Source organism: Aeromonas sp. 600282 (assembly GCF_049175755.1).
GTDB lineage: Bacteria > Pseudomonadota > Gammaproteobacteria > Enterobacterales > Aeromonadaceae > Aeromonas > Aeromonas veronii_A.
Window position 1 is genome coordinate 19,373 of record NZ_JAAKVR010000027.1, and the last position, 21,913, is coordinate 41,285.

Sequence of the window (21,913 nt, forward strand, 5' to 3'; positions counted from 1 at the left end):
TTCCACTCTCATCCAATCAGAAGGCAACATATGCTGGAACTCATTGTTGGCACCCTGGTCACCCTGGTGGTGGGCCGTGCCATTTTCAAAGGATACTCCGCAACCGGGGTGCTGCTGAGCGGCGGCTTGCTGCTGCTGGTCATCACCGCCATGATGGGCAAGCCGGTATTGCCGAGCAAGGTGGTCAGCACCGGTTATCTCGCAACCGATATCTTCGAATACGTCCGCTTCCTGCTCAATGATCGTGGCGGTGGACTGGGGATGCTGATCATGGTGCTCTGTGGCTTCGCCGGCTACATGAGCCATATCGGCGCCAACACCATTCTGGTCAAGCTGGCCAGCAAACCGCTCGGCATCATCAAATCCCCCTATATCCTGCTGGTGGCTGCCTATCTGGTGGCCTGCGCCATGTCGCTGGCGGTGAGCTCCGCTACCGGCCTCGGCGTGCTGCTGATGGCCACCCTGTTCCCGCTGATGGTCAACATGGGGATCTCCCGTGGCGCGGCTGCGGCCGTGTGCGCCTCGCCAGCCGCTATCATTCTGGCACCGACCTCAGGGGACGTGGTGATGGCTGCTCAGGCCGCCAACATGCCGCTGCTGGATTTTGCCTTCAAGCTGACCCTGCCCATCTCGCTGGTGGCGATCGCCTGTATGGCGGTGACCCACTTCTTCTGGCAGCGCTACCTTGATCAAAAATCCGGTGAGCACAACGAGCCGGTCGCCCCGGGTGACCTGGTGACGACTGCGCCTGCCTTCTACGCCATCCTGCCCTTTACCCCCATCATCGGGGTGCTGGTATTTGACGGCAAATGGGGTCCGCAGCTGGATATCGTCACCATCATCGTCATGTGCATGGTGCTGGCCAGCCTGCTGGAGCTCGTGCGGATCCGCAATGGCAAGGAGCTGCTGGACGGTCTGCAGGTCTGCTGGCGCAACATGGCTGATGCCTTTGCCGGTGTGGTCATGCTGCTGGTCGGTGCTGGCGTCTTCGCCCAGGGTCTGATGACCATCGGCTTTATCGACACCCTGCTTGCTCACGCGCAGGATCTCGGTTCCGGCGGCCTGATCATGATGCTGTCACTGGTGGTGATCACCACCCTGGCCGCCTTCACCACCGGTTCGGGTAATGCCCCCTTCTACGCCTTCGTGGAGTTGATCCCCAACCTGGCCAGCAGCCTTGGCATCAACCCGGCCTATCTGGTGATCCCGATGCTGCAAGCCTCCAACCTGGGTCGCACCATTTCTCCGGTCTCCGGGGTGGTGGTCGCCTGTGCCGGGATGGGCAAGCTCTCGCCGTTCGAGGTGGTCAAGCGCACCAGTATGCCGGTCGCCGTCGGCCTGCTGGTGGTGATCGTCGCCACCCAGATCATGGTACCCGCCTGATCGCTGACCAGCCCGGCACCCTGCCGGGCTGGTATCCTCCCCCTCCTTTGCAGTAGACTCGGTGCTCATTTTCCCCTAAGGAGGACCGAGATGAGTATTACGGTTCAACTTGCCCATTTCAGTGATTGCCACTCCCACTTCGATGGCGCGCCCATGAGCTTCTCCCCTATCGGTGAAGGCCAGTGGCGCACCCAGTGCGGCGGTTATGCCCGGATCCTGACCCGACTGACCCAACTGCGTGCAAAAGCCGCAGCTGCCGGCCAGCGTTTTCTGTTTCTGCACGGTGGCGACTCCTTTCAGGGCTCGCTCTATTTCAACCGCTTCAAAGGGCGCGCCAACGCCGACCTGCTCGCCATGCTGGCCCCCGATGCCATGGTACTTGGCAACCATGAGTTCGATCTGGGCAACGGCCCGCTGGTGGAGTTCTTGCGCCAGCTCGATTTTCCGGTGCTGGCCGCCAATCTGGATAACAGTCAGGAGCCTGCCGACACGCCGCTTGGGCTGTGGGATATTCCCCATCTCTACGACGCCCATCAGCCCTGGCATCGTCAGATGATCGACGGGGTTCCCTTTGCGCTGCTCGGCATCACCCTCGCCCAGATGGCTGCCATCGCCAACCCGGATCCCCACACCCGTTTCCACGCGGTCGCCGACACCCTCACCAGGGTGTTGCAGGAGATCAAGCGCGAAGGGATCCAGCATATCGTGCTGCTGAGCCACCTCGGGCTGGATCAGGACAAGCTGCTGGCCGAGCGCTTCCCCGAGCTCAGCCTCATCATCGGCGGCCATACCCATAGCCTGCTCGGCGATCTCGCGCCGCTGGGTCTGCCAAGCGAAGGCAGTTATCCGCTGATGAACAACGGGGTGGCTATTTTGCACGCTGGCCACAGCGCCCTCTGCCTCGGTGTCTGCGAGCTCACCTTCGATGAGGCGGGCCGCGTCGTGCAGAGTCAGGGGCAGCTGGAGTGGCTCCCCTGGCAGCCCTGGCCATTTGCCTCCACCCCACCCGCCGGGCTCACCTTCTGCGAGCCGGATGCACAGCTTGAAAAACATCTGGCCAAACGCTATCGGCCTGAGATTGAAACCATGAGCCAGCGCATCGTCACCCGACTGGCGGCGCCACTGCCCCATCAGCGGCTGCCGGATGCCACCCTGCCGCACGGCAGCCAGCTCGCCCCGCTGGTGGCCCGCGCCATGCTGACCGCTGCCCGTGAACAGGTAGGCGAGGTGGACTTTGCCCTGCACAATGCTGGCGGCGTGCGCTGCTCGCTGGAGCCGGGCCCCCTGAGCGAAGCGGATATCGCCGGTCGCCTGCTGCCGTTTGCCATTCCCCTCACCCTCTATCGGGTGCACGGTCACGAGTTGGCGGAGGCGCTGGAGAATGCCATCGACAACGCCACCAACAACGGCGTGGTCGGCAATGGCAACGGCAGCTTCCCCTACACCGCAGGGGTGCGATTCACCTATCAGGCCGATCGGCCCAAGGGCCAGCGCATCACCCGACTGGAGTGGGAAGCCGCCCCCGGCCAGTGGCAAGCGGTCAATGCCGCACAGGTCTATCGCGGGGTGTCGAGCGCCTATACCGCCTCCGGCAAGGAGGGTTACACCGCACTGGCGCGCACCCTGACCCAGCACAATCAGGAGCTCGGCATCACCCTGGCCGACGCTTTTATCCGCTGGGCCCGTCACCTGCCGACACTGGAAGCGCAGCCCCCCCTGCTTGAGTACATCCATTGATGCAGAGGGGGAATGGCTGGCTTCGCCACATCCCCCTGACGGCCAATATTGCCGCAGCCAGCGCCCGGTTCCCTGCAAGAACCGGGCTTTTTCGAGAATATTTGCCCCACACGGGCCTGCCCCATTGCATCGCACTCACTAGCTCGGCAAGATAGGCCCGCTTTCAAGACCAGCTGCAGGAACAGGCGACTTCATGAATCACTCCATCCGTTTCACTCCCCCTCGCGTCAACCCGAGTATCAAGCCAGCCATTGTGCTGCTGACCGCCTTGCTGGCGCTGCTCTTCTGTCTGCGCAACCCGCTCTTCCACGCCATGGCGCCGGGGTTTGATGCCTCGCTGTTCGCGGTGATGGGCAAGATGTGGAGCGAAGGGGGGGTGCTCTATCGCGACATGATCGACATCAAGGGGCCGATGATCTTCGCTCTCGACGCGCTGGGCTATCGAATGGGGGGATTTGTCGGGATCTGGACACTGGAGTGGGTGCTCTGCTGGCTCGGATTGCTGGCCAGCTGGCAGGCCTTTGCCCAGCTCGGACTCTCGTTCAAGGCGCGCCTTGGCGCCATGCTGGCGGTGCTGGCTCTCTACGGCACCCGTTACTACTACGGCAACATGACTGAGGACTGGACCTTCCACCTCGCCCTCATCGCCCAGTGGGCCTTCATCACCCTGCTGCTGGACAAGGGATTTCGCTGGTGGCCGGCGCTGGTGGCGGCCCTCACCTTCGCCATCGTCGCCTGGATGCGCACCAACAACGGCGCCTTCTGGGGAGCCTGGTATCTGGTGCTGTTCTGCCACTGGTGTCTGCATGAGAAGTGGCGTGATGCCATCTTGCTGCTCATCTCCAGCCTGCTGGGGCTGGCGCTGATTGGCGGCCCGCTTTACGCCTACTTCCAGCAGCATGATCTGCTGGCGGCCTTCAAATACTACGCCTTCGACATCTTCTTCGAAGGGAGCTACGGCAATGGCTTCTCCCCCATGGTGGGCGCCGTCGGCCTGCTGCGCACCGGCCTTGTGATGCTGCTGCCCGCCTTCATCATTCTGATGCTGAGCCGCCGTCAGGAGTGGTATCTGCCCGCCCTGCTGGCAACCCTGTTTGGGGTGCTGTTTACCCTGATCGCCAACTCGGTCTCCGGCCATGTGTTCGATCACTACGACGTGCTCTATCTGCAACTGGCAGTGCTGCCGCTGGCGGTATTGCTGGATCGCAGCGAACAGCAGGCAGATGCCATCGGGCTGCTCTGCATCTCGCTGGTGGTGCTCACCGCCAGCTGGCTGCTGGCCCAGCAGCTCGGTTTTGGCTGGAGCACCAAGGAGTGGTCCCTCGAGCGGGTCAACGAGGTGCTCGGCACCAGCCTGCTGTGGGCGCTGCCGGTGCTGATCCTCATCCCCCTCTGGCGAGCCTGGGATGTGCGCAGTGCCACCCCCTGGCTGGCGACTCTGGCCATGCTGCTGCTGATGATCAACAACGCCTGGGAAGGGACCCTCAAGGGTCGCCCCTTCAATCCGGCGGCGCAGGTACGGGTCGATCGCATCAAGGCCGAGACAGTCCCGAGCGACAAGATCTGGGTCGATGGCATCCAGCCGCAATATTATCTCTGGACCGATCGCCAGCCAGCGTCCGCCTATCTCTTCTTTGCCAACGTCAATCCGCCCTATGACGTGCGCGAGCGGGTGCTGGCCGATATCCAGCGCCAGAATCCGAAGTTCATCATCGCCAAGCCGGATCGGGTGAGCGAGGAGCTGAAAAAGCCGAGCTCCCCTTCCCATCTCGCCTTTTATCAATACCTGACCAGCCACTACGAAGAGGTGGATCCGGGTCTCTATCGCCGACGCTGATCGTCAATACGCCCCGCAGGGCGGCCATTGTTGCAATGGCCGCCCTTTTTATTGCGCCAGATCGCCTTGCAGCGGCGGCCCGCAGTAGGCAAGCCCGCCCGAGATAACTACAATGACGCTCTTTTTGATGTAACGAGTGACACCATGGCGGAACTGACTTATCTGGGCGGCTATCCAGACCCCCTCAAGGCACAGGTACAGCAGCTGATTGCGGCGGGCAAGCTGGGGGAGATGCTGGCCAAACGCTATCCGGAAAGCCACCAGATCCAGAGCGACAAGGCGCTGCTTGCCTACACCATGGAGCTGAAGAACCGCTACCTCAAGAGCTCGGCGCCCCTGTCAAAGGTGGTGTTCGATGGCAAGATCAACGTGATCAAGGATGCCCTCGGCCTGCACACCTACGTCAGCCGGGTACAGGGCAGCAAGCTCAAGGCCAAGAACGAGATCCGCATCGCCGCCCTGTTCAAGGAGGCGCCGCCCCCGTTCCTGAAAATGATCGTGGTGCACGAGCTGGCCCATATCAAAGAGAAGGATCACAACAAGAGCTTCTACCAGCTCTGCCAGCACATGGAGCCCGACTATCATCAACTGGAGTTTGATCTCAGACTCTGGCTCACCTGGCGTGATATCGACAAGGCCAACCGCTAGGCTGACAACCGTTTCAGGGAGGAAACATGTCATTTGCCGCCATCCCCTTTGGTGCCACCCGCTTTATTGCCACTTTGGTAATGGCCAACTTGGGCTGCGCTGCCTATCCCCGCCGCGCGTCACGCGGGCTGCTGGCCCTGCTGCTTCTGCTCGCGGGCCACAGCGCCCTGGCCGATGAGCGCTGGCAGAGCGACAGCTATCTGGTCGAGAGCTTTATAGCCATCGCCATGGAGCGGGAGTATGGCGAAGCCAGGCAGACCCGTTTTGCCCGCTGGCAGCAGCCGATCCGGCTGCAACTTATCAACGAATCGGGTGACAAGCCGCTGCAGGCCGACGTAGTGAAGGTACAGGCGGCCCATCTGGCCCGCATCACCGGCCACCCCATCAGCATGGTGACCGCAAAGCCCAACCTCACCCTGATCATGACCGACTACAGCAAGATGAAGAGCTGGGCCAACCGCACCATGGGGGGGGATCCATCGGTCAAGATGGCGCTCAAGGGGGGGCTCTGCCTTGCCAACTTCGCAACCAATGCGAAACACGAGATCAGCCGTGCCACCATCATCATTCCGGTAGACTACAGCAGAGCCAAGGGGCGTTTTCTCGACTGCGTGGTGGAGGAGTTCACCCAGGTGATGGGTCTGCCCAACGACTCGGACAAGGTGTTTCCCTCCATCTTCAATGACAACAGCATCGACAGCTTTTTGACCGGGCTGGACTATGTGCTGCTCAAGATGGCCTATCACCCGGCCCTCAAAGCCGGAATGAGCAGTGCCGAGATCCGCGCCGCACTGCCCATTGCGCTGGCCGACCTGCGCGCCAAAGGGGAGATCCGCGAAGCCAACCGCCGGGTGCAGCAGCAGAGCCTGAAAAGCTGGGCGGGACTGTAACGGCATGGCTCAACCCAGAGCCAGACAAGCCACTGCGACTCACCACCAACAAAAAACGCAGCCACCTGGCTGCGTTTTTTGTTGTATGGGTATCAGCAGTGCATTAGCAGGCATGCCCGTTTATCCGCAGCCCATTTATCCACCGCCCAGAATTATCCACTGACCATGGGGATCAGGATGCGACGTTCTCTTCCGGCATCCAGCTGTCGGCGTTCTCCCACACCTCCTGCACCATAGCTTCGGCCAGCTCTTTGTCTTCCTTGCTGGCACGGCTGACGGTCAGAGCCATGGTACTGCCCGGCGCGACCCGCACATGGATGTCGGGAAATTTTTCGCCAAGCTGCTTGAGCAGCTCCTGACGCAGCGCCTCCATGGTCGAGGTCGGGATCTGATGTTTTCTGTCGATGATGATTTCAAGACGCATAGGAAACTTCTCCATGATTTATAACTGTATTTTTATCCAGTATTCATGGGAAGTAAAGTGCCAACTTGCACCAATCAGAAAAGATCCAGCTGCTGACCACAGATCCGGTCGAACGACTCGCCGATAAAGGGCAGGATGGCATCGGCAATGGGCCGCAACTGCTTGTCGATATAGTGCTCGTAATCGATGGCGCTGCGCCGGTACTCCAGCGGCTCGGGGCCATTGAGGGTCATCAGATAGGCGATGGCGCCCCGATGCTGATAGCGCTGGGGCAGCCCGCGGCGCAGGTTCTCCTCATCGGCCAGCCGCGCCGCACGCACATGGGGCGGCACATTCTTCTGATACTCTTCGAGCTTCTGGCGCAGCCGTTTGCGGTAGATAAGCAGATCGTCGTGACGACCGGCGCGGGTCTCATCCACCATGGTGCGCACATAGCCGCTGGGATCTTCATCGTGAAACACCAGCTCGTAGAGGCGGGTCTGAAACTGCTTGGCCAGCATGGTCCAGTCGGTGCGCACCGATTCGAGCCCCTTGAACACCAGCTGTTCACTCTCCTCACTGGCCTTGCCAACCAGCCCCGCATAGCGCTTCTTGCTGCCCTTCTCCAGCCCGCGGATGGTGGGCATCAGAAAGCGGCGATAGTGGGTCTCGTACTGGATCTCGAGATAACTCGGCAGGTCGAACTCTCGCCTGATCAGTGCAGCCCAGTTATCGTTGATCATTTGCGCCAGTCGCTGGCCAATCTCGTCCGCCTCATCCGGGCTGGTCTCGCGCCCCAGATGGACAAAAGTGGAGTCGGTGTCACCATAGATCACCTCGAACCCCTTCGCCTCAATCCACTCGCGGGTCTGCTGCATGATGCTGTGACCACGCAAGGTAATTGACGAGGCAAGTCGCGGATCATAGAAACGGCAGCCCCCCGACCCCAGCACCCCGTAGAAGGAGTTCATGATGATCTTGATGGCCTGGGAGAGTGCCTTGTTGCTGGCAGCCTTGGCTCTGTCCCTCGCCGCCCACAGGGTGGCGATGAGATCCGGCAAAAAGTGCCGCTCGCGGGAGAACATGGCGCCGCGAAAACCTAGAATGGCGTGGTCGGGGTGTTGCAACCCCTCGATGAGTCCCATGGGATCGATGCAGAAGGTGCGGATGATGCTGGGATAGAGGCTCTTGAAATCGAGCACCAGCACATGGCGATAGAGACCGGGTTTGGAGTCCATCACATAGCCGCCGGGGCTCGCCAGCCCACCGTCGGCCGGCAAATTGGGGGCCACGTAGCCGCCACGATGGAGCCGCGGCAGATAGAGGTTGGTAAAGGCCGCCACCGAGCCCCCTACTCTGTCCAGCTCAAGACCAGTGAGGGAGGCGCGCTCGATGGCAAAAGGGATGAGGTGGCAGTAGTCGAAGATCTCCCACACCAGCTTGCAATCTTCCAGGTTGTAGCGAGCCAGCGCCTCCTTGTCGGAGTGGAACAGCTCGGTGATCTTCTCCCCCCGATTGGCCACATCCTCGATATCCTTGCCACGGCCAAGCAGTTCGCTCGCCACCGCATCCAGGCTGTAGCTGGCAAACTGCCAGGTGGCGCTTTTGAGGGTATCGATGCCATCGAGCACCATGCGCCCGGGAATGATGACGTTGCCAGTCTGGGGATCGCCCCGTGACGAGCGCCAGAAGCAGAGCTCGCGCCCCCGCCCGAGCCGCAGTCTCCGCTTGTTAAGCTCGGCGCGGCGCAGCAGCAGACGAAAGTCAAAATTGACCACGTTCCAGCCGATGACCAGATCGGGGTCATGCAGGCTGAACCAGCTCTCCAGCGCACTCAGCAGGGCGCTCTCGTCCTCTACCCACTGGACCTGGGTGCCCCAGCTGTCGGCATCCGCTTCCGGGGTGCCGATCATGATGACCCGCGCATCCTGTTCGCTGTAAAGACCGACCGAGAAGAGGGCCCCGTCCATGGCGCACTCCACGTCGAGCGACACCCAGGAGAGGGTCGGTGTCACCGCCTGCGGCGCGCAGCGCGCCTCGTTGACCTCCCAGTAGCCCTGCTTGCCCCCCTTTTTTACAGCCCGGCCATCGAAGCGCACGCCAGCTGTGATGAAACGCTCCATCAGGAAGCGCTCCGGCAGCCGGATATCCGCCTCGAAGTGCTCCAGTCCGCGAATAAGCAGCAGCTCGATAGCGCGGTGAAAGGCGCTCAGGGTAGCGAAATAGCAGCCCACCACAGGGCGGCCATCGAAAGTGTGCATCGGCAGGCGGCGAAACCGCCCGCTCACCCCGGCGCCTTTGAACAGCTCGGCAGCTTCAGCCATATGGCTCTGCGGCAAAAAAAACACCGGCTCCTGCCCCGGCACCACCACCCGCACCGGCCCCTGCGCGCTCCAGAGCCACATCACGATTTCGGTGGTTGCAGGCTGCCCGTTGCGACCGCGCACGTCCCGACCATGGCGGGTCAGGATAAAACCGTCGAGGGGCGGAGTGGCGGGTACGGTGGGCTGGGTTGCAGTCATGAAGCGTAAAGGGGCTGTCCGAGAATGGGACTATTGTACGTTCATACAGTGCCTGCTCGCAATCGTCACGCTGGCTGCGAGGCGGGAGTCAAACTGGTAAGCTCGATCCGGTCGTGATTCCCACCCATCCCGTTCTGACCACTCTTCGCCGACAAAAGGAGTCTCTGTGGCAATCTATTCTCTGCTGGATCAGCTGGCTATCCCCTACCAGCGTGTCGATCATCACCCGGTGTTTACCTGTGAGGAGGCGAGCAAATTGCTGCCCGACCTGCCCGCAGCCAAGACCAAGAACCTCTTTTTGCGCGATCCGAAAAGCGAGCGGCTGTTTCTGGTGGTGAGTCCGGAGGAGCGCCGGGTCGACCTCAAGGCGCTGGCTGCCATGCTCGGCGTCAAGCGGCTGAGCTTTGGCGCCCCCGAGCGACTCAATGCGGTGCTCGGCCTTACCCCGGGCTCGGTAACCCTGCTCGCCATGGTGCGCGACAGGGAAAAAGCGGTAGAGCTGGTGGTAGACGAGGCCATCTGGCAGGCCGAACAGGTGCAGTGCCATCCGTTGGTCAACACCGCGACTCTGATCATCCGCCTCGACGACGTGCGCCGCCTGCTGGCCCACCTCGGTCGGGAGGCCAACGTCATGCGGCTGCCGGTCATTATTGACTGACCCAAGAGTGTGGGAAGCATAAACGCTCCGGCGTCATGCCCCGCCCCTGATTAATCGAGTCAGCAGCCCTCTTGTGGCGGTTGTTGCCGCGATCGTGCCCGGATCACTTGAACCATTGCTCAACGGCGCAATTCATGCTGTGATCCGGCCCAGTCACCCGGCCCTGAGGTCGCTGCGCCGTTCCCGGCAGGAAGAGCCCAAACCCTTGATGCAGAGTCTGTTTTCCTCGGCCCAGTTGCTGAGTCTGGTGCTGTTCGTCAGCCTGTCGCACATCGGGGTCGCGGCCATTTTCGCCTACCTGTGGCATACCCAGCGACAGCTGCGCTCCCTGCTCTACTGGTCGGCCAGCGAACTGGCCATCGCCGCCGCCTTTGGCTGCCTGCTGCTGCGACCCCTTACGGGAGAGATCTCCCTTGCCAATATCCTGCTTACCAATCTGCTGATCATCGCCACCCCGCTACTCTATGAGCGGGGGCTGCGCCACTTCTTCCGGCGCGAGGCCGACCGTTTCGGCTGGCTCTGCCCGCTCCTTGCCCTCGCCGGCTTCCTGCTATTCGCTGTCACCGCCACACAGCTACCGCAGGATGACATACACAGCCGGATCGTGGTGCTATCCGGGGCCATCTCGCTGCAAATGTGCCTGCTGCTGTGGCAGCTCTGGCGCTATCAGCGGTTGGCCCCCGCCTACCGGGTGCTGCGCTTTGCCATCTTGCTGCTTGCGCTGCAACTGGCCCTGCAACTGATCAGGATGGCCAAGCATCAGTGGTGGCCTGAGTCGGCTGCCTCCAGCCTGACCGATCCCCTGCTCGGCCCGGTGCTCCTGCTCAGCCTGCTCTTTACCATTGCCCGCAGCTTCATTTTGCTGAGCCTAGTGCACACCCGTCAGCAGCAGGCGCTGCTCGCCACCCAGCGCGAGCTGGAGCGGCGCGCCAACCTGGATGCCCTGACCGGACTGGACAGCAGACACTATTTCGAACACCAGGTGGCCCTGCGTGCCCGCGAGATGGCTAGCCCCGGCCAGCTGCTGCTGATCGATCTGGACAACTTCAAGCAGATCAATGACCGCCACGGTCATCCCGCTGGCGACGCCATGCTGCGGGCGGTGGGACGGGTGATCCGGGAGAGCCTGCCGACGGCGGGGCTAGCCGGGCGCCTTGGCGGCGACGAGCTGGCGCTGCTGGTGATGGAGACTTCGCAAACGCTGCCGGCCTGCTGCCAGACCCTGCAGCAGCGGGTCGCAGACGCCACTCGGTCGCTGGCCGGTGGCCCCATCAGCCTCAGCATAGGGCTCACTTCGCTGCAGCAGGGCGAGAGCTTTGAGCAGGCCTATTCGCGCGCGGATCGGGCACTCTATGCCGCCAAACAGGCTGGCCGCCAGCGCGCTTGCATCCAGGAGCCACACCACAGCGAACCCTGGCCGCTGTGGCCTCTGGCCACCCAGACCTGATGCAACCCCTCATCGAGTGCCGGGCCGCTCGGCTGACCGACGCCCCCGCCTACCGCCGCTACGAGGCCGAATGTGGCGCCGCCGGGTTGCCGCTCTGTCAGGTGGCGCAATTCGGCTCGACTCAGTGGCTGCAGGAGTTGCTCGCCCATGCCAATGGCCTGCATCTGCCGCCGGGCTACCTACCGACCACCACCTATTTTGCCCTCGAAGGGGAAGCGCTCCTCGCCACCTTGCGCCTGCGCCACGGCGACAAGCCAAGCCACCCACCAGTGGCTTGGCTATATCGATTACGAGACCATCCCACCCGCCGGGGTGAAGGTGCCGCCCGCATCCTGCTCGGTTGAGTGCAGCGCCATGTGCTCAGCGAACCTGTGCTCATCAGCTGTGACAAGACAAATCCCGCCTCGCTCAAGGTCATTGAAGCTGCAGATGGACAATGGCTGGATCGCCGCTATCATACCGGCGATCTCTGCTGGGTCCGGTTTTACCGGCTGGCCCCGGCCAAGAGGCCAGGGCTGTGCGGCAGACAATAAAAAAGAGCACCACTAGGCGCTCTTTTTCCATTGACCACGGCCACCAACAAGATCAGTAGCTGTCTTCCTCTTCGGCCTTCATCCTGGCCTGACGAGCCAGTGCCTCCTCCTGGGCGCTCTCGATCTCGTGCAATACAGAATCGAGATCCACCTGCTCGCGGCTCTCCTCGAACAAGCCGGTCAACTCGCTGTCGGGGGTCAGTTTGCCATCTTCATACAGGGCCCACATCTCCCGGGCGTAGCGGGTCTTGAGCAGCTCGGGGGCATACATGCCGTAGTAGTTGCGCATGTTGTTGACGTCCCGCTCCAGCATCGCCTTGGCCTGGTTGTTGGCGGCGGCATCCACCACCTGGGGCAGGTCGATAATGACGGGGCCCTGTTCATCCACCAGCACATTGAACTCGGAGAGATCGCCGTGGATAAGACCGGCGCAGAGCATCCTCACCACGTAACGGATCACCTTGGCATGGTCGATGACCGCCTGCTCGGGGGTAAGCGCCACATCGTTGAGGCGCGGCGCGACATTGCCATCCTCATCGGTGATAAGTTCCATCAAGAGGACGCCATCGAGGCAGACATAGGGCTGCGGCACCCGCACACCGGCCGCCGCCAGCTTGAACAGGGCGTCGACCTCGGTGTTCTGCCACACCTCTTCATGCTGTTTGCGGCCGTACTTGGAGCCCTTCTCCATGGCGCGAGCATCGCGACTGCCGCGCACCTTGCGGCCTTCCTGATAGACCACGGCCTGCTTGAAGCTGCGCTTGGACGCTTCTTTATAGACTTTGGCGCAGCGGATCTCGTCGCCGCAGCGCACCACATAGACGTCGGCCTCTTTGCCGCTCATCAGCCGGCTGATGACGTCATCGACCAGGCCGTCATCCACCAGGGGTTGGATTCGATTTGGAATTTTCATGGCCGCCCTTTTACCCTATTTCCGCTCTCGAAGATAGCTCCGCGCACGCTCACTTGCCTCTCCCTGTCATAAGACACCCTGTTATCCTCTGTTTGCGCTGTTTTTGTCCACCCGTTCGCCTTAAAAACCACCCGCAACAGACCAAATACGAAAGGCTCCTCTGCCAACAAAATTGGCCCGCATGCGGGCCAATTTTCAAGGTTCGGGCGGCAAGCCCTGACGAATACGCTGGATCCCCGCTTCATAGAGTCCGTCATCCCCCTCCTGATGCTCCAGGGTTTCAAAGATCTTGAGAAACCACATGTACTGCTCGGGATGGCGGGCAACCTGCATCTCCACCACCCGGTTCATGGCGTTGACGTCTGCCAGCAGATCGGCGGTGGGATAAGGGTCAAACGGCGGCTCGATCTCCAGCAGATAGCATCCCTCATCCTCGTCATAGCTGGCGAAGATGGGCACGGCTCTGGCACCAGTCAGTTTCACCAGCTTGGGCAACGCTGGCAGGGTTGCTTTGGGACGACCGAAGAAGGGAACAAACACGCTCGCCTCACGGCCGTGATCCTGATCCGGCAGATAAAAAAAACTGGCGCCAGCGCGGATCGACTTGATCGCCGGCTTGATACCGACACTGCGCTCATAGACCTTGCCCCCTTTGGCCCGCTCGCGGTTGATGTACCAGTCAAAAACCTGATCTTTCGGGCTCTTCATCATGGTGCACATCTCGATGCCCATCATGGAGAAGTAGCGGCCAATCATGTCGACCGCCCAGGTATGAGGCACCACCAGGATCACCGGACGGCCCGCAGCTTGCTCCGCTTGCACATGCTCCCAGCCGCTCACCTTGACGCGGCGGGTCAGGCGCGCCTTGCTGCGCCAACTGAGCTCGCCAAAGCCCATAAAGGTCTTGAGCCCGACCCGGATCGATTTGAGCAGCAGCGCCTGACGTGCGGCGGCATCCAGCGTTGGAAAGCAGATCTTGAGGTTGGTATCGGCAATATAGGCCTGCTTTTTCGAAAAACGCAGCAGGGTCGGTGAGACCAGATCGGCAAAGCGATCCCGCAACCTCGCAGGAGTAAATGCCAGCAGGGAGAGCAGGCCCAGTGCGAACCAGCTGCCCCACCATTTGGGATGCAGCAGGCGGCTATGAAATGAGGTATCAAATACCGGATCTAACGCAGACATGGCGACCATCAAGTCATCAAAAACAAGCGGTTATTGTAATTATCCTGACATTTTTTTCTACCCTGAGGAGGCTTGCTATCGACCTGCAAGGCACAGATCAGACTAGTTATCATAAAAAATGGCCCACCTGGGGCCATTTCAATCAATCTTAATTCAGGGTCAGCCGTGGGGCGACAATCCCTTGCGGATCCGCTGGATCCCCGCCTCGTAGAGGCCATCCGGCCCCTCCTGATCTTCACGGGTATCGAAGATCTTGAGGAACCACATGTACTGGCCCGGATGGCGCGTCAGCTGCTGTTGCACCATATCGTTCATCCGACAGGTATCGGCCATCACATCCTCGGTGGGATAGTTGTCAAACGGGGCATCTATCTCAAGCCGGTAACAGTGGTTCGCTTCGTCATAGCAGGCGAGCAGCGGCACCGCCTTGGCGCCGCTGACCTGAACCAGACGGGGCAAGGCTGGCAGGGTCGCCTTGGGGTGGCCGAAGAAGGGAGCAAAGATGCTCTTCTCGCGACCGTGATCCTGATCCGGCAGGTAGAAGAAGCTGCGACCACTCTTGATGGTTCTGATCACCGCCTTGATCCCGGCGCTGCGCTCGTAAACGCGGCAACCGTTTTTGGCCCGTGCACGGTTGAGGTGCCAGTCAAACACCGGATTGCGTGCCCGTTTCATCATGGTGCACATGGGCACCCCGCGCTGGGTGAAGCAGTAACCGGCGGCATCCACCGGCCAGGTATGGGGCACCACCAGGATCACCGGACGACCGGCAGCCCGCTCCGCCTCGATATGCTCCCAACCGATCACCTGCATCCGGCTCATCAGATAACGCTGACTGCGCATGGTGAACTCGCCAAATCCCAACAGACTCTTGAGGCCGACCCGGATCGAGGTCAGTGCAATGGCATCCCGCTCTTCCGGGCTCTTGTCCGGGAAGCAGATCTCCAGATTGGTTCTGGCGATATAGATCTGTTTTTTCGAGATACGAAACACCAGCGGTGCCAAGGCTTCGGCCAAACGGTCGCGCAATCGCACCGGCACAAAGGCCAGCAGCATCAGCACACCGAGCGCCAGCCAGCTGAACCAGTAGCGGGGATGCAGAAAACGGGCTTCAAAAGAGGAGTCAAATACGGGATCTTGGGACGACATGTATCGGGGTCGAGCGAAAAAGTGGTGCTGCATTGTAGTCGTCCTGACAGGTAATACCAGTTAAATCCATGTCAAATAGCCCGCCACTGGCGCCACATCAAAAAACCATAAAAAAATGCCCCGCACTGCGGGGCATTTTGCTCGTTACACAACCAGGGTGGAGGCTCTTTGTCCATCCATCGTATGACTGGTCGTTTATCCCGTCGCTCTCGGAGCGCACTGCTTATCCATTTCCCGTTGTCACATCATCAAGGTTTATCGGTGAGCCCCTTGGCGAGCCATGCCGTTATTCATTTCGGTATTACGCTGCGGCAGAAAAAACATCAGGTAACGCAGTGCCACATACCCGACGATCACGGTAGCCACCCCCAGCTCGAAGTGAGCCAGCAGTCTGATCTGCTCGACGTAGTGACTCCCTTGCGCAAACCCTTCAACCAGATGAGCCACTTTGAACAGAGCGGTGGCACCGATCACCAGCGGGAAGGTGAAGGCGGCATAACCCGGCGAGAAGGGCAGACGCAGCAGTTTGATGAAGGCCAGATAGATGATGCCGGTCATCAGGATGGCGATCCCCAACAGCACGGCCACCAGCAGCAGTGACGGCTCCTGACTGACAGTCAGGTAACCGGCCAGAGAGAGGCTGGCAGGGGCAGCCAGAATGGCAATGGTCGGTTTGGCGGCATCCGGCACTTCATGGCTGAAGATCAGGCGGTAGAGCATCAGCGGCAGCATCAAGCCGTAGCAGATGATCCCGAACCAGAGCAGACCGTTGGCCAGCGGGGCAAACTGACCACCCGGGAAGGCGACGTCAGCCACGATGATCCCCACCGGCGGCACGAACCAGCTCGGCACCATGTGGTGGATTTCAAACTCTTTGGCGCGATGCCAGATAAAGGTGGCCAGGAACAGCAGATGAACCGCCACGGCAAACAGCCAGAGGGCCTCGCCCGCTTGCGGCGCAATCATACCGAGCGCTTTGGAGACCACCATGGTGCCCATGGCATAGGTCGGTACCACACTGCCCACCACGGGGTGAGCGAGATCCAGCAACAGCAGGCGGGGGTGAAGCAGAAACTTGAAGGTCAGGATCACTAGCAGCACGGCCGCAATGGCAGCACCCAGCAGTTGCATCCGGCCATCGAAGTGACCGGCATTTTCCCAACACCAACCAAGGCTGGCGATGCCCAGCGCCAGACCCGCCATGGGGGTTGGGGCGGCAGCCAGTGATTTACGGGTTCTTGCGATCATGATGACACCTTTCTATTGATGACGATGGCGATAGGATAATGGTCCCTTATCGTTTACGATATCTAAATGAATTAAATCAATCATTCAGGAAAACCAAACACGATGAAACTGACCCTGCAGCAGCTGAAAGTGTTCGCCACCATTGCCCGTTATGGAAACCTTGGCCTTGCCGCCAACGAGCTCTGCCTGAGCAAGGGGGCCGTCTCCCAGTCGCTACAGGAGCTGGAGCGCCAGCTCTCCACCCCGTTGTTTGACCGCATTCACCCCAGATTGCAGCTCAACAACGAGGGGCGCCTGCTGCAACCGGCCGCCGAAGAGCTGCTGACACGGATGCAAGATATCGAGAACCTGTTCAGCCCCGATGCCGAGCCGAGCGGCCAACTGCGCCTTGGTGCCAGCCAGACCATCGGCAACTACCTGCTCCCCACCCTGCTCGCCAGCAGCAAACAGGAGCTGGGGCTCCCCCCCAAGGTGACCATCAACAACACTCACCTGCTCTGCCATGCGTTGGCCAACTTCGAGCTGGATATGGCACTGATCGAGGGGGAGAACCACCACCCCGACCTGCTCGCCGAACCCTGGCTGCAGGACGAGATGCTGGTGGTGGCCCCACCCGGTCACCCGCTTGCCAACAAGAAGGAGCTCTCCCTCTCCCGTCTGGGGGGCGAAACCTGGGTATTGCGTGAAGCACAATCGGGCAGCCGCGAGCAATTTATCCAGCAGATCCAGCCCGAGTTGCCCCGCTGGCAACCAGGGCTTGAACTCAACACCCTGGAGGCGGTGATGCTGGCGGTGGAGAAGGGGCTTGGCATCTCCTTTATCTCCCGGCTGGCAGCCTCGGATCGCCTGGCAGATGGGCGGCTGATCGCCCTGCCCCTCTCCCGTCGCTTCCCGCGCCAGCTCTCCCTTATCTGGCACAAGCAGAAGTACCACTCCACCTCCCTGCGCCACTTTATCCACTTCTGCCGGGCTCAGGTGAACAATGCCGAAGTGAGCCGCGCAGAGTAACGCCCGATCGGAGCGCCGCTGGCTGGTCCGCCCACCAATAACGGAAAAAGCAGAGAGGGAGCCACGGCTCCCTCTCTTTGATCCGCTTCTGAGTATCACTTCGCCAGACTGCGCAACCAGCTGATCTCCTCGCCCCAAATAGACTCGTCTATGGTCTCGAGGATCAGCGGAATGCGATCGAAGCGCTCATCATTCATGATGTGGTGGAATACCGCCTCTCCCAGATTGCCCTCCCGCAAGCTGTGGTGGCGATCGACCCGGCTGCCGAAGGTGCACTTGGCGCCGTTGATATGCATCCCCTTGAGATAATGAAAACCCACCGTGCGATCGAACTCGGCAAAGACAGCAGCGCAGCTCTCTGCAGTGCGCAGATCGTAGCCGGCGGCAAAGGCGTGGCAGGTATCGAAACAGATCCCGACCCGGCTCTTGTCCTCCACTCCCTCGATGATGGTGGCTAGGTGCTCGAACGACCAGCCGAGGTTGGTCCCTTGCCCTGCGGTATTCTCAATCACCGCCGTCACCCCTTCACTGCGCTCCAACGCCCAGTTGATGGACTCGCTCACCAGCTTGAGGCTGGCCGCCTCTGGGATCTGCTTGAGATGGCTACCGGGGTGGAAGTTCAGATAACAGAGCCCCAGTTGCTCGCAGCGTTTCATCTCGTCGAGAAACGCATCGCGGGATTTGGCCAGACCATCGGGATCCGGGTGGCCCAGATTGATGAGGTAACTGTCGTGGGGCAAGATCTGCTCCGGCAGAAAACCGGCCTTGTCACAGGCCGCCTTGAAGGCACGAATGGTGGCATCCGACAAGGGGGCCGCCTGCCACTGACGTTGATTCTTGGTAAAGAGGGCAAACGCGTTGGCCCCGATGGCCTGGGCGCGGGCGATGGTATTCTCCACCCCGCCGGCCGCACTGACGTGGGCTCCGATATATTTCATACAATCTCCTCAATACGGCAAGCCGCCATTATGCCGCTCCCGCCCGGCCACGCCAAACCGGGATATCCGATAGCGGGTATCGACAAATAGTGCCGCCTATACAAGGCGCTGCGTTTCATGGCGTAATCGGCCTTCGCTGTGGCAACCTCTCAGTTAGAGCCCGCCCGCGCCAGCATGGCGCCCATAAAAAAACGCAGCGTATCGCCTGAGCAATAACGCTGCGTCTTTGGGTCTCTCGGCCGTCCCCCTTGCCGTGACCCGAATGGCCAGCGACAAGGGAGCAAGAATGCGCGGGGAGAGTCGCCTTAGAAGGGCATCTTGAAGCCTGGCGGCAGTTGCATGCCACCGGTCAGCTCGCCCATCTTGGCCTTGTTCTGCTCTTCCACACGGCGCACGGCATCGTTGCAAGCGGCGGCAACCAGATCTTCCAGCAGCTCCTTGTCATCTTCCATCAGGGAGGGGTCGATCTCGATGCGACGGACGCTGTGACTACCGGTCATGGTGACCTTGACCATGCCTGCACCGGCTTCACCGGTCACTTCCATCTGAGCCAGCTGCTCCTGCGCCTTCTGCATACGCTCTTGCATCTGTTGGGCCTGTTTCATCAGGTTCCCCATTCCACCTTTACCAAACATATGTCGTCTCTCGTCTTGAAATCCGGCATCCAGCGCCGGGCTGTGGGCTTGTCTGTCCTAGATGGGGACAGCCAAACTGCTTTTCAACCGGAAGCAAGCTCCCGGCCACGGAATTTAGCGGTTGAGGGGCTCGATGCTCTCGTGATGGAGCACGGCACCAAACCGCTGAACTAAAAACTGCACGTTGGGATCCTGCTCCAGATCCCGGGTCACCTGCTCGCGCACCCCGAGATAGAGGCGATGCTCGATCTCGAGGGGGGTCTCCTTGTCAGGCACCACACCGAGCGTTACCTCGACCTGCACCGGTTGACCCAGCGCTGGCCCGATGATCTCGGCCAGATCGGCGCGCGCCTTGTCGCTCACCAGATGGCGCTGCTCGGGCTTGAGGGTTAGCAGTACCTTGTCCCCTTCCCGCGTCATCACCGAGTTGATGGCCAGCTGGCGCAGCCGCCCTCCCACCTGAGTGTGAGCGATCAACTCGGCCCAAGGGTCGCCGCAACCATTGAGCAGCGAGGAGGGAATCAGACGGGTCGCCTCCCCCTCTTGCGGCTCGCTGTCGCTTTCGAGCTCATCCCAGTCGATGGTCTCCATCACTGGTTGAGGGGGTTCATCCTGCGTCACAGGGGCAGCAGCCACCGCCGTGCTTGCAACGGGCGGCTGGGTCGCTGGGGTGGACGTCACCGCTGGCGCCGCAGCGCTGCGCTCACCGGGTCGATAGCTCGGCTGCCCGTCGAGATCCCAGGGTGGCAGATCGGTTGGCTGGGCCGGTGCCGTGACGGGGGCGTGACTCATTGCTGGAGCCTGCTCGGCAAAGCCCTGATTGAGGTACTCTTCGTATTCCCCGTTGTCACCCTGTGGCTCGTAGCCATCGCCATAGAAATCCACCGGCGGCAGATCATCATAGTGACCCATCGCCGCCATCCCCTGCCCGGCCGGTTGGCCGACCGGAGCTGGCTGTTGCGAGACGACCGGTGCAGCAGCGGGCGCGACAGGGCGAGCTGGCGCAACTGGTACTGCGCGCGGCGCAGGCGCCGCCGGGGCATCCTGACCTCGCTGGCGGCTGCGCAGCATATTTCGCTTGCCAAGCAGACTCTGCATGCTCGATACCGCTGATACCGGTTCAGCAGCGGCAACAGGCGTTGCTGTCGCTGCGAGCGCGGGCTCGAAGGGGGCGGTCAGCGGCTCGCCACGGGAATAGTCGGTATCGGCTGCGGCAGACGCTCGATCATCCGCATCTGCGGGCTGTGCAACCGAGTGCGCAGACACATCGGGCTGCACATGGGGTAACGCGGGCTCGGGTTGATACCCCATGCCTGCGGCTTCACGCAGCAGTTCATCCTGCTGGCTGAACAGCTCGGCGGCTTGTGCCTCCTCCTCGCTATCGGCGGGGTTGCCGATGTCATCCACCATCGAAGGCAGGAAGACATCAACCGCGGGCACGGCACTGGTAGCAACAGGGCTGGCTAGCGGTGCAGGCACGGCGCCGCTGATCGGTGCCAGTGCGGCCGATTCAGCGGCCGGGCGCTTTCCCGGCAAAGAGGCAACCGAAGTAGCGCTGCTCGCCGCACCGCTCGTCATTGACGGGGGCAACGCGGTGAGGCTGGCCGGATGCAGGGCATCACACCTTGGGGAGAAGGCGAGCATCCGCAGGCAGGTCATCTCCAGCGCAGTGCGGCCATCGGGGGCCCAGGGCAGATCTTTACGGCCACCCAGCACGATCTGGTAGCAGAGCTGCACCTCTTCCGGGCTCATCGCCTTGGCCAGTTGCAGCAGGGAATCGGCATCCGCCCCCTGCTCCTGCACACTGGCAGGCAGCAGCTGCGCCATGGCGATGCGATGGAGCAAGCCTTCCAGCTCGGCGTGGAGCTGATCAAAATCGGGGCCCAGGGTGGCGATCTCGGTGATCTTGGCCATGGTCGCTGGCGCATCTTGCCGCAAAATGGCTTCCAGCAGCTGGTGCAGATGGCGGTGATCGAGCGTGCCCAGCATCGCCAGCACGCTGTCGAGGCGCACGCTACCATTGCCGTGGGCCAGCGCCTGATCGGTCAAGCTCAGGGCATCGCGCATACTGCCGTCAGCGGCTTTGGCCAGGGCCAGCAGCGCACGCGGTTCAAAGGGCTGCCCCTCCTGATCCAGCACCCATTCGAGCTGCTTGGCGATCTGGGTCTGATCCAGACTCTTCAGATGAAACTGCAGGCAGCGCGAGAGAATGGTAATGGGCAACTTCTGCGGATCCGTGGTGGCCAGCAGAAACTTCACATAGGGGGGCGGCTCTTCCAGGGTTTTCAGCAACGCGTTGAAGCTGTGGCGCGACAACATGTGCACTTCATCGATGAGGTAGACCTTGAAGCGGCCGCGGGCCGGACGGTACTGCACGTTGTCGAGCAGCTCGCGGGTATCTTCCACCTTGGTGCGGGACGCCGCGTCAATCTCCAGCAGGTCGACAAAGTTGCCCTGATCGATCTCGCGGCAGGTATCACAGACGCCGCATGGGTGGCTGCTGATCCCCTGTTCGCAGTTGAGGCTCTTGGCCAGAATACGGGCGATGGTGGTCTTGCCGACCCCGCGGGTACCGCTCAGCAGATAGGCGTGATGCAGCCGTCCCTGATCCAGGGCGTTGGTCAAGGCGGTCAGCACATGTTGCTGGCCTACCACTTGTTCAAACGTATGGGGGCGCCATTTACGCGCCAGAACCTGATAGCTCATAAATCCATCATGCAGGGAAGACAGGGCATTGAGGCCGGATGCTAACACAAATGGCGGGCTGGCTGTATCGGCTATC

18 protein-coding genes are annotated in these 21,913 nt (G+C 61.3%); 9 read left to right on the plus strand and 9 right to left on the minus strand.

From position 1 onward, the window contains the following. Positions 1-30: 30 nt before the first annotated feature. The 5 genes from dcuC to G5137_RS19765 all read left to right on the plus strand — a co-directional run bounded on the left by dcuC (position 31) and on the right by G5137_RS19765 (position 6,495). Entirely contained in the window at positions 31-1,383 is a 1,353-nt protein-coding gene (gene dcuC, locus G5137_RS19745; protein ID WP_421249971.1) for an anaerobic C4-dicarboxylate transporter DcuC, read from the plus strand. A gap of 90 nt (positions 1,384-1,473) precedes the next feature. Further along, positions 1,474-3,120 carry a bifunctional metallophosphatase/5'-nucleotidase gene (locus G5137_RS19750; RefSeq protein ID WP_216978863.1) on the plus strand — a complete coding sequence of 549 codons (1,647 nt, stop codon included), beginning with the start codon at positions 1,474-1,476 and terminating at the stop codon, positions 3,118-3,120. 193 nt (positions 3,121-3,313) lie between these two features. Next, complete coding sequence (locus G5137_RS19755; protein ID WP_421255854.1) at positions 3,314-4,957, plus strand: hypothetical protein; 1,644 nt, start codon at positions 3,314-3,316, stop codon at positions 4,955-4,957. A gap of 144 nt (positions 4,958-5,101) precedes the next feature. Next, complete coding sequence (locus G5137_RS19760) at positions 5,102-5,605, plus strand: M48 family metallopeptidase (protein WP_005333421.1); 504 nt, start codon at positions 5,102-5,104, stop codon at positions 5,603-5,605. A gap of 26 nt (positions 5,606-5,631) precedes the next feature. Continuing rightward, on the plus strand, positions 5,632-6,495 hold the full coding sequence (locus G5137_RS19765; protein WP_421255855.1) for a DUF2927 domain-containing protein: 864 nt from the start codon (positions 5,632-5,634) through the stop codon (positions 6,493-6,495). Between the two features lie 172 nt (positions 6,496-6,667). On the opposite strand, the gene G5137_RS19770 is transcribed toward G5137_RS19765, so the two are convergent. Further along, positions 6,668-6,919 (minus strand): DinI family protein, encoded by a 252-nt coding sequence (locus G5137_RS19770; RefSeq protein ID WP_129503940.1) that lies wholly within the window; start codon positions 6,917-6,919, stop codon positions 6,668-6,670. A gap of 74 nt (positions 6,920-6,993) precedes the next feature. After that, on the minus strand, positions 6,994-9,420 hold the full coding sequence (locus tag G5137_RS19775) for a DNA polymerase II (RefSeq protein ID WP_421255856.1): 2,427 nt from the start codon (positions 9,418-9,420) through the stop codon (positions 6,994-6,996). Between the two features lie 166 nt (positions 9,421-9,586). Between G5137_RS19775 and G5137_RS19780 the strand changes: the two genes are divergently transcribed. The 3 genes from G5137_RS19780 to G5137_RS19790 all read left to right on the plus strand — a co-directional run bounded on the left by G5137_RS19780 (position 9,587) and on the right by G5137_RS19790 (position 11,869). Next, positions 9,587-10,078, plus strand: coding sequence for a prolyl-tRNA synthetase associated domain-containing protein (locus G5137_RS19780; protein ID WP_421255857.1), 492 nt, complete (start codon positions 9,587-9,589; stop codon positions 10,076-10,078). A 208-nt stretch (positions 10,079-10,286) separates the two neighbouring features. Further along, positions 10,287-11,525, plus strand: a complete 1,239-nt coding sequence (locus G5137_RS19785; protein ID WP_421207270.1) for a GGDEF domain-containing protein — start codon at positions 10,287-10,289, stop codon at positions 11,523-11,525. Next, positions 11,525-11,869, plus strand: a complete 345-nt coding sequence (locus tag G5137_RS19790) for a hypothetical protein (RefSeq protein ID WP_421255858.1) — start codon at positions 11,525-11,527, stop codon at positions 11,867-11,869. The genes G5137_RS19785 and G5137_RS19790 overlap by 1 nt, the downstream gene beginning before the upstream one ends. A gap of 241 nt (positions 11,870-12,110) precedes the next feature. Here G5137_RS19790 and G5137_RS19795 read toward each other — a convergent pair whose 3' ends face one another. The 4 genes from G5137_RS19795 to G5137_RS19810 all read right to left on the minus strand — a co-directional run bounded on the left by G5137_RS19795 (position 12,111) and on the right by G5137_RS19810 (position 16,550). Continuing rightward, entirely contained in the window at positions 12,111-12,971 is an 861-nt protein-coding gene (locus tag G5137_RS19795; protein ID WP_216978870.1) for a PA4780 family RIO1-like protein kinase, read from the minus strand. Positions 12,972-13,166: 195 nt separating this feature from the next. Then, positions 13,167-14,162, minus strand: coding sequence for a lauroyl-Kdo(2)-lipid IV(A) myristoyltransferase (locus G5137_RS19800; protein ID WP_216978871.1), 996 nt, complete (start codon positions 14,160-14,162; stop codon positions 13,167-13,169). Positions 14,163-14,312: 150 nt separating this feature from the next. Then, positions 14,313-15,302: a lauroyl-Kdo(2)-lipid IV(A) myristoyltransferase gene (gene lpxM, locus G5137_RS19805; RefSeq protein ID WP_216953494.1), complete on the minus strand. Its 990-nt coding sequence runs from the start codon at positions 15,300-15,302 to the stop codon at positions 14,313-14,315. A gap of 255 nt (positions 15,303-15,557) precedes the next feature. Beyond that, positions 15,558-16,550, minus strand: a complete 993-nt coding sequence (locus G5137_RS19810; protein ID WP_158112510.1) for a TDT family transporter — start codon at positions 16,548-16,550, stop codon at positions 15,558-15,560. Between the two features lie 102 nt (positions 16,551-16,652). Between G5137_RS19810 and G5137_RS19815 the strand changes: the two genes are divergently transcribed. Then, positions 16,653-17,558, plus strand: a complete 906-nt coding sequence (locus G5137_RS19815; RefSeq protein ID WP_019445811.1) for a LysR substrate-binding domain-containing protein — start codon at positions 16,653-16,655, stop codon at positions 17,556-17,558. A gap of 95 nt (positions 17,559-17,653) precedes the next feature. Here the strand turns inward: G5137_RS19815 and nfo are convergent, their stop codons facing one another. From nfo to dnaX, 3 genes are all read right to left on the minus strand, one after another. After that, positions 17,654-18,496 (minus strand): deoxyribonuclease IV, encoded by an 843-nt coding sequence (gene nfo / locus G5137_RS19820; RefSeq protein ID WP_005352396.1) that lies wholly within the window; start codon positions 18,494-18,496, stop codon positions 17,654-17,656. 305 nt (positions 18,497-18,801) lie between these two features. After that, entirely contained in the window at positions 18,802-19,131 is a 330-nt protein-coding gene (locus tag G5137_RS19825) for a YbaB/EbfC family nucleoid-associated protein (protein WP_005333445.1), read from the minus strand. A gap of 114 nt (positions 19,132-19,245) precedes the next feature. Further along, positions 19,246-21,837, minus strand: coding sequence for a DNA polymerase III subunit gamma/tau (gene dnaX / locus G5137_RS19830; protein ID WP_421255859.1), 2,592 nt, complete (start codon positions 21,835-21,837; stop codon positions 19,246-19,248). Between the last annotated feature and the right edge of the window lie 76 nt (positions 21,838-21,913).